Raw genomic sequence first — 10,804 nt, 5'->3', positions numbered from 1 at the left:
TCGATCAGTTTGCGGATGATTTTAACTCACTAATCGAATTTATGACCATGCATAGGGTTTTATGAGAAAGCCCTGTAAAAAGAACTTACCACATAGCCACATTAGAAAACATAGATTTTTAACTCTTTTTGGTCTTATGTGGCTATGTGGTAAAAATAATTTGGGGTATGGAGTTCAACGGGAAAGAATAGCTGTTACCCCTGATAATTGTCAATCGCGCCGCGAACGTTACCGTACTTTTCCAGTAATACTTTCGCTGTTTCTTCAGTTACGCCGAGTTCGCTCATGACCATGCGGGCAGCGCGGTGCTGGAGTTTGATGTTGCTCAGCTGCATATCAACCATTTTATTGCCTTTCACACGGCCAAGCTGAATCATAACCGAGGTCGACAGCATGTTGAGCGCCAGTTTCTGTGCCGTGCCCGATTTCATCCGCGTGCTGCCCGTGACAAACTCAGGGCCCACCACGATCTCAACCGGAAACTCAGCGGCTTTGGCGACGGCCGAATCCGGGTTGCAGACAATACAACCGGTCAGGCAACCGGCAGCACGGGCTTGCTCCAGTCCGCCGATTACGTACGGCGTCCGGCCCGAAGCAGCGATACCGACAACGGTATCCAGTGGCTCAATCTGGTACGCCTGCATGTCTTTCCATGCCTGCTCCGGATCGTCTTCGGCAAATTCAACGGCTTTGCGGATGGCTGTGTCACCACCGGCAATCAGGCCAATGACCATATCGTGCGGGACGCCATAGGTTGGGGGGCACTCCGACGCATCGACCACACCCAGCCGGCCGCTGGTACCGGCACCGATGTAAAAGAGCCGGCCGCCTTCCTTCATTCGTTTTACCACCTCTGTTACGAGGGCTTCGAGCTGCGGAATGGCTTTTTCAACAGCGTAGGGTACGGTTTTATCTTCGTTATTGATATTGGTCAGCAGGTCATGAACCGACATCTGCTCCAGATGGTCGTAATGCGAGGAGGTTTCTGTAATCATAGTAGTTGCCTGGGAAGGCCTTCAAACGTTGGGACAAAAGTACGGAAATTTCACGGGGCGCTGATTCCGTTTAAAAGCTCATCTACGCGGACAAGCTGGTAGTTTCGCTGCTTCAGGTACGTCAGCAATTCGCCCAGCGATTGATAGAGCTTATCAGTCCGGTCGGGATGAGTACCGATGTGTACCAGCAGGATAAAGCCGTTCAGCCCCGACTGCTTTTTTTGTTCATATGCATACACCGATTCCAGAATAGTGCGGGTACTGCGATAGTTTTTGGCATCGGGAGTTGTATAATCAGCGTGGCTGATGGTGCCGCCGGTGTAATTGATAAGCTGTAAACCTTCGCGCTTGGCCCAACCGGCGATGCTGTCGTTATACCACTCGTAGGGCGGCAAAAAATAACGGGCCTGTTTTTTCCGGATACCGAACCCCTTCATTGCCGCGTAGTTGGCCTGCAAATCCGTCCGGAACCGGCTTTCGCTGACCAGCAAACTGTCCCGTTTACTCCAGTCGCAATAAAGCAGGTGCTGATCAGAGTGCGCGCCGAGGTAATGCCCGTCGTTGCGTAATCCCGCAATAATCTGTCGGAAAGCCGGATTCCGGTAAAACCGGCCGGTGAGGAAAAACGAGGCCGGTACGTGGTGCTGCTTCAGGGTTTCGCGGACCAGCAGCCCGCCGTCGGCGTATTCGTCGCCGGTAAAGACCAGTGCCAGCTGCCGTTTGCTGGTATCGCCCCGTATAATTGCCCCCTTAAACCAGTGGCCTGTTGGCTGGGCCACGGTCATACCGGTGCTCAGCAGCCACAGAAGCAAACCGGCTACCTGCTTACGGCTCATTTCCCGTGTTGTTTAGCGGCCAGCAGGTAAATCAGTGAGGCGGTGCCGTCCATGGTCGGTTCGTTGGTTGAATAATCACCGTAGTCGTCGTGGTAAATGACCAGCTTGCTCTGAAAGGCAGCGTATTCGTCGGGTTCATACAGAGTAATGCCGATCAGGTTCCGGTAAATGCTGCCATATACCGGACCGTCGACCAGCCCGCCGTCAATCGGGTATTTTTTCAGGTGTGTAAACGCTGAATGCGGATCGGTGGGCGTATCAGCATTGTCAGGCAGACCATATACGAAACTGCTGCCCCACGGATTGCAGCCGAATAGCCAGTCGAAACAGGCTTGTTCGAGCTCCTCATACCGGTTGTCGCCCGATAGCTGCCGGTACCAGTAGCACTGGGTGGCAAAGGATGTTGTCAGGTTATTGCTGCACCATGTAAACGGCACACCACGGTAAAAGCCGTTTTGTTGCGCCCGTTTCCAGACAATGTCGATGCCCTGCCGCAAAAAGGCAATAACCTCTTTACGCGACTTGCCGGTCAGGTTTTTGGCCAGTTCATAATGCCCCACGTTAACAAACGGATACCATTGGTAATGGCGCGCCGTATCGGCGATAATCCACGGTGTAACCGGTTCCTGGCGGGCATAGCCGAGCGCCTGCGTCAGGTAGGCCGGATTCGGACTGATGGTATGCAGGGCTACGGCGGCCAGCTCCATATCGTCGGTCCAATTGTCTTCTTCGTAAAAATAAGGTGCCCGTCCCGGGGCGGTCTGGCAGGCGCCCGGCTTTTTCAGGCCCAGTGCATAGGCCGTATTGGCGCGGTGCTGTAGTTTTTGCGCATAGGCTGCATCCCGCACCTGCAATAGCTGATAGCCCAATGAAAAAGCACTGCTCACCTTTCCGGCGGTTGAGGCGACCCCTGTTGCCCGGTTTTTGTACTTAAACAGTCCTTGCGGCTGACCGGTGCAGAAGTAGACCGGCCGCTCGAAGCCTTTGCCATAAAAATTATCTTCTTTCGGAATCCGCATGCCGGCATGGTCGCGGTCGTCGCCGAGCTGGTTAAACAGCCAGTCGTCTTTTGGGTGCATTTTCAGCAGCCAGTCGAGGCCCCAGCGGGCTTCGTCGAGCACATCGGGGGTCTGGTTCCGGCCGGCCAGTCCGTTAGCCTGATGCTGATCGCCGAATGCTTCCGGGAAATCGCGGTATGCCGCCAGCAGGTGGTAAGTTGCGTTAGCCGAGGTGGTTACGTATTGGAGGTAGTCCGACGCATCATGCCAGCCCCCCGACGCGTCGATGTGGGTGCTGTCGGGCATTGGTCCGTACATGGTGTACCCGTCGTGTGTGTGGCAGGAGTCGTTGAGGTATGGGTTGAAACCGCTGCGCTGCTGCCGCATGTACCGCAGGCAAAAATCGGCGGCACCGTCGTATACGCGGGCATCAACGCGGAAAACCGGCGATTCGGCCGTTTCGGTTTTAATGCGGTAGCTGCCAGGTTTGGTAAGTTTAGAGAAATTTAAGCGGTAGGTTTGGGCAAACGGCCCGTAAGCGCCGAATGCCTTACCCGCTTTGCCGGTCCAGACAACGGCGCCGGTTTCGGCATCAACCACCGAAAAGGTCCGGAGCGATGCGTCCGTGGCTTTGCTGCCCCAGACCGCTACTTTGACGCCGTCGGGGCGATAACCTAACAGATTGACCCGGACCCATGTTTGCTGTTCATCGGGAAACCGGAAGGAAAAGGCAAGGAGTAAAAGGCAGGCGAAAAGGAGGAAGTTCTTCATGAAAGCGAAGATAGAGAAAATTAATTCTCCTCTACCAGCTCGTCATTTTCGTAGTTTCCTGATTCCTGCGTTCCGTCGGTATTATACAGAATACCAAAACCTTCGCGCTTTCCTTTGATGAACGTGCCGACAAACCGGTCGCCGTCCGAGAAGTAATAAGTGCCTTTGCCGTGGGGCAGGTTATCCTGAAACTGACCGACGTATTTGTCGCCGTTACGGTAGAAGTACAGGCCATTGCCTGTCCGCACATCCTCAGCAAACGTCCCTTTGTATTTCATTTTGCCATCGGGATAAAACTGAACGCCTTCGCCATGTTTGCTGCCGTTAGCAAAATCGCCCTGGTATTTTTCAAGCGTCGGATTAACAAAAATGCCGTAACCATCCTGACAATCGCCGCTGAGGCAGCCAACTTTTGTTTTGCCGACTGCCTTTGTGGTTTCTTTGGCCGGTGCGTCCGGATTGGTCATGGCCAGCGGATTGGCAGGGCGTTGTGCTGCATTCCGGGTAATGCGGTTGCTGTCCTGTTGCGGATAAATTTCTTCGGCTTCCGTCCAACCTTTGCGGATTGCGTCGATGCGTGCCTGTTTGGCCGGGTGAGTTGTGGTGGCTTCTTCGGCACCAAGTGTCTTAATGGCAATCAGGGCCTCATTGAGCGAAGCCCCTAACTGATGCAGCACAAAGCCTGAGAAACGGTCTGCTTCAATTTCTTTAACCGGCTGTCCGCCTTTGCCGTCGATGGTATGCCCCTGCAGGTGGTGACCGATTTCGTGGGCCATGATGCTGATTGCCGACCAGTCGGTTTCAGTCATGTCTTCGATGCGCTGCATAAACGCCCCGTCATAAATGATAAACCGCTGCCCGCTGACGACAGTCGCGAAGCAGTTGCGGGTGTTCGGGCATTCGATAATCTTGAAATTCCGGACCAGACCGATGGGTTTCAGAATCCGGTCGACTACCTTTTCGGCATGGCCGCTTGAGGCTGTATACATCATGTAATTACACAGCGACTGGGTGCCTGCCTGACCTGTGTAGTTGCAGACAAACGTGTGTTGGTGTATCGGGGATTGACGGTTACCTGTCTGCGCCAGCAACGTCACCTGGGTTATGAGCCAAAGCCCTACAGAAAACAGCACAAATCGCATAGATCGGTCTCCTGATAAATTCGTCTTTATGCATTAAAACGCTGAAATCCCCTTTTTCCTTATATACCGGAACCGCTATTTTGTAAAGAATAAACCAACAGGACAATCAATTGATAATATGAGCTAATGCCATATTTTATGCAATAAAATTATTTTATTTTGAGTTAATTATTTTGTTTTGAAAAACGTTAATCTATTATAGCAGTAGATAATAGAAAACAAAAAACGTCACTGCTAATCTTATCTCTGAACTATGCTTCATACAACTAACTGGCGTTCGATAGCCCTTGGGCTGTCGGTTGGTGCTTCTGTCTGGCTTACAGGGTGCCGGAAAACCGAAAACGTACAACCATCTGTTACCACCAGTACCACAACGGTGGCAGTCAACACGGAAAATCAGACGGTCAACAACTGGATTCTGACCAACATGCAGTATTACTATTACTGGAACGACAAAATCCCGACGACCGTTGACAAGAATCTGAACCCTTCCGATTACTTTGCTGCGCTGAAGTATACGTACGATGCAACGACACGCCCCGACGGCGACCGCTTTTCGTGGATTCAGCAAAGCGCTGATGAACTGACAGCGGCCCTCAGCGGCGAAAGCAAAACCGACGGGATGGAGTTTCAGCTCTATATCCGTCCGAATACGACGGATGATATTGTGGGCTCTGTGCTGTATGTGTTGCCTAATTCACCGGCGGCAAAAGCGGGTATCAAGCGGGGTGATATGTTCTTTAAGGTAGACGGTCAGAAAATGACCCGCAGCAACTACAGTAGTTTGCTGTCGTCGGCTACAGATACGAAGCAGTATGGTTTCCTGAAGGTAGAAAACGGTGCACTCGTAGAAACGTCTGATGTGAAGACGGTGACGGCGGTGGTGTTTCAGGAAGATCCGGTGTACATGGATTCCGTCTACACCGTTGGCGCGAAAAAGATCGGCTATCTGGTCTACAATCAGTTTGTGCCGGGGCCAAACGGCAGTACCGTGGCTACCTACGATCAGAAGCTTGATAATATTTTTATCAAGTTTAAGCAGCAGGGCGTTAACGAACTGATTCTGGACTTCCGGTATAACCCCGGCGGGTATGTATCGTCGGCGACCAACCTGGCTAGTTCCATTGCTAAAAACGTGACAACCAGCAGTGTATTTGCCCGTAATGAGTGGAACAAAACGATTACGCCGGATCTGGAAAAGCAGTATGGTAAAAACTTCTTCTACGATTATTTCCAGACGAAGGCGGGTAATATCGGCAGCAACCTGCAACGCGTGTTTGTGCTGACCACCAGTCGCTCGGCGTCTGCCAGTGAGCTGGTTATCAACGGTCTGAAACCGTACATGACTGTGACGACTATCGGTACAAAGTCATATGGTAAAAATGTAGGATCGTTTACGATTTCGGATTCGAAGAAACAGATTAAGTGGGGGATGCAGCCCATTGTGTCGAAGTCGTTCAACTCACTGGGTCAGTCGGACTACAACACCGGTTTCACACCTGCGGTTACGGTCAGCGAACCGCTGAATCCGCGTCCGTTCGGCGATGTGAGCGAAGCGCTGCTGAACGAAGCCCTGTTCCAGATTACGGGCTCGCGGCTTGCCCGCCGCGCCATCGTGGCCGAGGTAAACGCCCCGACGCCGATTGCTTCTACCATCGAGCGCAAAGCCGGTGGCAGCAATATGTTTATCGAGCTGCCGAAATAGCGGTTAGCCGGGCAAAATACGATACGGGCAGGTCGGTTGGCCTGCCCGTATGCATTAGAGAGGGGGTAATTGCAAAGCTATTCGTCATCCGGAAACCGTTTCATATCCCGTTGATGATAAGACCCTTTGATGATCATTGGCGGAAAAATGATACCCTCCGTGCGCTCGGTTGCATGATCAAAATATTGCCAGATATAAAACCTGTTATACTCACCTTCGTACTTGAATAGCTGAGCCATTGATGCGCTATAATCTTGCCGTAGCTGCTCGGGTTTGCAAAAATAGGCCGGAAAAATAAACAGGGGAATGATCACCGATACGGGTTTACGGCCTGATCCCAATGACCAATAACGGCCTGTTTCAAAAACAGCACTGGTAATAAGGTCTTTGACTATTTTAGGTGCCCCCACAGAAACAGCAATATGGTCGATCTCGCCGTCCCCGACAATTTGAAACCGAACCGATGCATAAGCATTGAGACATAAGGTATCAAGCTGATAGACCCTTGGATCTTTGTCGAGTGTTTCCATAAGAACCTCCAGCGGGTTCTTTGGGTCTTTGAAAACAAAGGCGGCTTGTTTGCCTTTCTGCTGTGCCAGGGCCGTATGGCAAAAGCAAAAAAACAGCATGTAGAGAAAAACAATCCGGGCGTTAATTGCCTCCATTGTATTTTGTCCCACTGTTACCTGCTGCAAATTGAGCTTGTATGGCTGTCGCATCTTCAAGGGTTAATTGAAAGAAATTGTTTCTTGAGATGGTTTTCCTGGCGAATAAAAAGTAAAAATGATAGGGTCTATATGATTCATATCTCTAAGATAGCCTTTACTAACCCACGACTAGATTTGCCGACAATTACTTCAACGGTTCTGGGTCATCCTCAAGATAAAAAGTCACAAATAGCGAATCCTTATTTTTTACAGTTGTATTTATCCTCTGCCAAAGATAGGTAGGCCATCCTGCTTTAATCATGTAGTTACCGGGCTTTATCTGGTGACGAAAATGACCTGAAGTATCAGTGTGAACTATTGTCTTATTGATACGTATAATTGCTGTCTTTACTGGTTCCTGCGTTCTACAATCTAATATAATCCCTTCTATTGTAGCATATTTAGATTTTTTTCTGAAGATCTTTTGAGTGGTTACACAGTTATTGTCTTGTGAAAATGGGGGGCGATGAGTTTTTATCTGTAAGTAGAGTAATGTAACTGGTATTAACAGAGAATAACCGAAAAGAGATTTCATTATTGCTGCATTAATTTATCGCTAATTCCTGCCAGAAACGACTGTAGAGATTATCAGTAGTCAGTAATTCATCATGTGTGCCCGAGGCATGCAGGTAGCCATCTTCCAGCACATAAATCCGGTTGCAGAGGCGTGGAAGGGTGTGCAGGCGATGCGAAACGAAGATAACAGCCATCCGGGAGCGTATTTTCTGTAGTAAATCCAGTACTTGCCGTTCACTTTTTGCATCCAGGGCTGCGGTCGCTTCGTCCAGCAATAATACTTGCGGATTAGTAAATAAAGCCCGCATCAGCCCTACCCATTGCCGCTGTCCGCCCGACAGGTTAAGCCCTTCTTCGCCAACCAGGGTCATCAAGCCTTGCGGTAGCTGCTGAATAAAGCTGAGAAAGGGTTCTTGCTGACAAAAGGCATTAACTTCATCTGCTGTTGCCGGATGACCAAGTAGGATATTATCAAGCAGTGTTCCATTGAACAAATGGACATCCTGCGGTACGAGGGCAACTTGCTGACGCCATTGGGATAAGTTAATATCTGTAAGCGACAGATGCTTATTTACAATGATTTGTCCGCTCTCCGGTGCATAAAAACGCTCAATAAGCTGCAGGACTGTACTTTTGCCGCTGCCACTCTCACCAACCAAACCGATGATTTCGCCTTTGTTGACGTGTAAAGAAATATTTTCGAATAGTGCTTTGCGTCCTGGAAAACGGAAGGTAACACCGTTTAGAGAAAGGTGGTCTGTTTGTTCAATCAAATTCGTTTGCGGGTCTCCCTCATCTTCAGGTGCAAGATTGACAAACTCAAACATACGTTCAAAAGCAACACGGGCTTCGTTAAGCGGAACAGCGAGTAAGGCCAGATTGGCAACAGATGGTAATAAAGAGGAGACCATGCCGAGAACGGCCATTAGCTCACCGGTTTTTAGCTGTTGATTAATGACCTGAAAACTACTGTAAGCCAGTGTACCTATCAGAATACATACGCTCGCTGCAGAGGCATAGACATTTAGTCGTAATTGTGTCTGTCCCAGACCAAAAACTCGTTCCTGAAAAAGTCCGTAGATTGTTTTATTGACAGTATTAAACGTTTCCTGCCGGTTAAAGGCTTTGATGGCTGAGATGCCTTGTAACGTGCTGATGTAATTGCTTTCGTTAAGCGAATAACCTGACATTACCTGCCGTTGTCCTTCATTAATTGGTTGCTGGAAGCGGTAAATGATCCGGAAATAGACAGGTAGGCAGCATAATAACCCGGTTGCAATTTGCCACGAGTAAGCAAACAGAAACCCGATAGAAACCAAAACAACCAGGATGTCAATAATAAGCTGACCGGAAAGCTGACCAATTACACGTTGAATACGGGCCGTGTCGTTCATTCGGGCAACCAGATCACCAGTTTTGCGGGAGTCGAAAAAGGGTTTAGGTAATGCTAAAAGCCGTTCGTAAAATCGTCCGGTAATGCGGTTATTAAACGCCTTTGACTGACGGAGTAGTATAAACGAACGAATTGTTTCAAGGCCCACCCGCACCAGCAAAAGAAACCCGACTAAAAGGGTTCCGGCCACAAGCCTGGTCATATCGCGCAAAGGCAGAATAGTATCAATCAGGCGTTGTGAAAAAATAGACATCGCCATACCTAATAGTGCAATACCCAGTCCAAATACAGCCGCTGCAATGAGGAGCGGAGCATCTTCGCGCAGTAAGGCTATGATCCATTCTTTTTGTTGCTGCTGCTGACCGGCGACGCTGACAAACCGGTTATTGGGGCTAAGGGTCAGGCATCTGCGTGATACCCAAAGAGCTGATAATTCGTCGGTGCTTATTTCGATAAGCCCTTTGGCAGGATCACCAATCAGATGACGGTCGTCAGGTAAGGTGTTATACCATATCACATAATGTTGTTGTTGTTCGGGTGTGACAATGTGCAGAATGATTGGTTTACCATGCTCAGTCAGCGAATGAATACCTTCTGCTTCGCACCCTTGTGCATCGAACCCGAACTGAATGGCAGCCTGGTATAGGCCCAAAAGAGTAGTGCCTTGTTTAGCGGTTCCGCTGAGTTCGCGAAGCCGTTCGAGCGATGCCTGACCACCATAGTAGCGGATAAGCGATAACAGGCAGGCAACTCCGCAATCTGATGAATCGTGCTGATGCACAATGGGCTTTGCTGCTTTTTGGGCCATAGTTGTGTGTTCGGTAAAACTGTTCTAAACAAAGCAAAGTTTGTTTTACAGCGTGAGCTTAGCCACCGCTTTGGGACTGACAATACCTGTGAATTGTTTAATCAGAGACCCATCGGGGCGATAAAGTAGAGAAGAAGGCGTAGCATGTACGCCAAAAGTGCGAAGATGATCATAATTTTGCGCATGTAGTAATTGTACATTGGGTAACGTATCTAAGCCATAGCGCCGACTGAAGGCTTTTAGGGTGTCAGTGTGCTCAGGCGAAACCAGCCAAATACTCAGGTGTTTCAGATGCGCCGATTGTTGCTGTATGGTTTTTGCTTCCATCTGACAATATTCACAATCAGCGTGGAAAAAGATAAGCCAAAGCGGTTTCTCTCCTGTATGCTGTTGTGTGATCGTTTCTCCGCTCAAGGTCTTGAACCGGAACGGGGGCAAACGAGCAATCCGTCCGGCAGTCTCGTGCCGGGCTTGTATCTTTACAAGAATACCCCAGCCGAGATAACCCAATATCCCGATAAGACCTGCGAGTAGTATCGGCCGTAATCGTTTTTTCATGCTGAGTAAGTAAGGGTTAAGAACATAACCGTAGCGACCCAAACCAGCAGCCCAACACCATAGCTAGATAAAACCAACCCCATTGCTCGACCCAGATCATATTCCGGCAATACGCGGGTGATACCATAGGCCAACGCAAACCAGTACAGCAACTCAAAAACATTGAGTACCTGAAGCGGATACAATAGCCAGGGTTCTACCTGCTCGTAATCGAATAAATTCAATGCAGAGAGTGGGTAAAACAATTGTAAATCCTGTAGTGTATAATCTGTTTGAATGAAAAGGAACCATAAAGTTTTTCAGGGCTTTCTCATAAAACCCTATGCATGGTCATAAATTCGATTAGTGAGTTAAAATCATCCGCAAACTGATCGA

General features: G+C 49.4%; 9 protein-coding genes. 1 reads left to right on the top strand and 8 read right to left on the bottom strand.

The window, feature by feature from the left end; genetic code table 11:
- Positions 1–194 precede the first annotated feature (194 nt).
- Genes murQ through AC23NW_RS35445 form a run of 4 tightly spaced genes read right to left on the bottom strand, consistent with a single transcriptional unit; the run spans position 195 to position 4,742 of the window.
- Positions 195–995, bottom strand: a complete 801-nt coding sequence (gene murQ, locus AC23NW_RS35460; protein ID WP_487455375.1) for an N-acetylmuramic acid 6-phosphate etherase — start codon at positions 993–995, stop codon at positions 195–197.
- Positions 996–1,045: 50 nt separating this feature from the next.
- The gene (locus AC23NW_RS35455) at positions 1,046–1,831 is read right to left on the bottom strand and encodes a polysaccharide deacetylase family protein (protein ID WP_487455373.1); all 786 of its coding nucleotides are present in this window, start codon (positions 1,829–1,831) and stop codon (positions 1,046–1,048) included.
- Entirely contained in the window at positions 1,828–3,600 is a 1,773-nt protein-coding gene (locus AC23NW_RS35450; protein ID WP_487455371.1) for a glycoside hydrolase family 9 protein, read from the bottom strand. The genes AC23NW_RS35455 and AC23NW_RS35450 overlap by 4 nt, the downstream gene beginning before the upstream one ends.
- Positions 3,601–3,620: 20 nt before the next feature.
- Positions 3,621–4,742, bottom strand: a complete 1,122-nt coding sequence (locus AC23NW_RS35445; RefSeq protein WP_293836473.1) for a hypothetical protein — start codon at positions 4,740–4,742, stop codon at positions 3,621–3,623.
- Positions 4,743–4,995: 253 nt separating this feature from the next.
- On the opposite strand from AC23NW_RS35445, the gene AC23NW_RS35440 reads away from it, so the two are divergent.
- Positions 4,996–6,447, top strand: coding sequence for a S41 family peptidase (locus AC23NW_RS35440; protein WP_487455369.1), 1,452 nt, complete (start codon positions 4,996–4,998; stop codon positions 6,445–6,447).
- A 77-nt stretch (positions 6,448–6,524) separates the two neighbouring features.
- On the opposite strand, the gene AC23NW_RS35435 is transcribed toward AC23NW_RS35440, so the two are convergent.
- The 4 genes from AC23NW_RS35435 to AC23NW_RS35420 all read right to left on the bottom strand — a co-directional run bounded on the left by AC23NW_RS35435 (position 6,525) and on the right by AC23NW_RS35420 (position 10,653).
- Positions 6,525–7,172, bottom strand: coding sequence for a hypothetical protein (locus AC23NW_RS35435; protein WP_487455368.1), 648 nt, complete (start codon positions 7,170–7,172; stop codon positions 6,525–6,527).
- A gap of 527 nt (positions 7,173–7,699) precedes the next feature.
- The gene (locus AC23NW_RS35430) at positions 7,700–9,871 is read right to left on the bottom strand and encodes a peptidase domain-containing ABC transporter (RefSeq protein ID WP_487455366.1); all 2,172 of its coding nucleotides are present in this window, start codon (positions 9,869–9,871) and stop codon (positions 7,700–7,702) included.
- Between the two features lie 45 nt (positions 9,872–9,916).
- Complete coding sequence (locus AC23NW_RS35425) at positions 9,917–10,429, bottom strand: peroxiredoxin family protein (protein ID WP_487455364.1); 513 nt, start codon at positions 10,427–10,429, stop codon at positions 9,917–9,919.
- Positions 10,426–10,653 carry a hypothetical protein gene (locus tag AC23NW_RS35420; protein ID WP_487455363.1) on the bottom strand — a complete coding sequence of 76 codons (228 nt, stop codon included), beginning with the start codon at positions 10,651–10,653 and terminating at the stop codon, positions 10,426–10,428. Before AC23NW_RS35420 ends, AC23NW_RS35425 begins: the two co-directional genes overlap by 4 nt.
- Positions 10,654–10,804: the final 151 nt, after the last annotated feature.

This window comes from Arsenicibacter sp. R0_47 (assembly GCF_057652235.1).
The sequence above is the reverse complement of the archived record's forward strand: the minus strand, read 5'-3'. Positions and strand labels throughout refer to the sequence as shown.

What these genes read in the sequence shown, in the direction of transcription:
- murQ (WP_487455375.1), bottom strand. Translation starts at nt 995, where the DNA reads ATGATTACAGAAACCTCCTCGCATTACGACCATCTGGAGCAGATGTCG.
- AC23NW_RS35455 (WP_487455373.1), bottom strand. Translation starts at nt 1,831, where the DNA reads ATGAGCCGTAAGCAGGTAGCCGGTTTGCTTCTGTGGCTGCTGAGCACC.
- AC23NW_RS35450 (WP_487455371.1), bottom strand. Translation starts at nt 3,600, where the DNA reads ATGAAGAACTTCCTCCTTTTCGCCTGCCTTTTACTCCTTGCCTTTTCC.
- AC23NW_RS35445 (WP_293836473.1), bottom strand. Translation starts at nt 4,742, where the DNA reads ATGCGATTTGTGCTGTTTTCTGTAGGGCTTTGGCTCATAACCCAGGTG.
- AC23NW_RS35440 (WP_487455369.1), top strand. Translation starts at nt 4,996, where the DNA reads ATGCTTCATACAACTAACTGGCGTTCGATAGCCCTTGGGCTGTCGGTT.
- AC23NW_RS35430 (WP_487455366.1), bottom strand. Translation starts at nt 9,871, where the DNA reads ATGGCCCAAAAAGCAGCAAAGCCCATTGTGCATCAGCACGATTCATCA.
- AC23NW_RS35425 (WP_487455364.1), bottom strand. Translation starts at nt 10,429, where the DNA reads ATGAAAAAACGATTACGGCCGATACTACTCGCAGGTCTTATCGGGATA.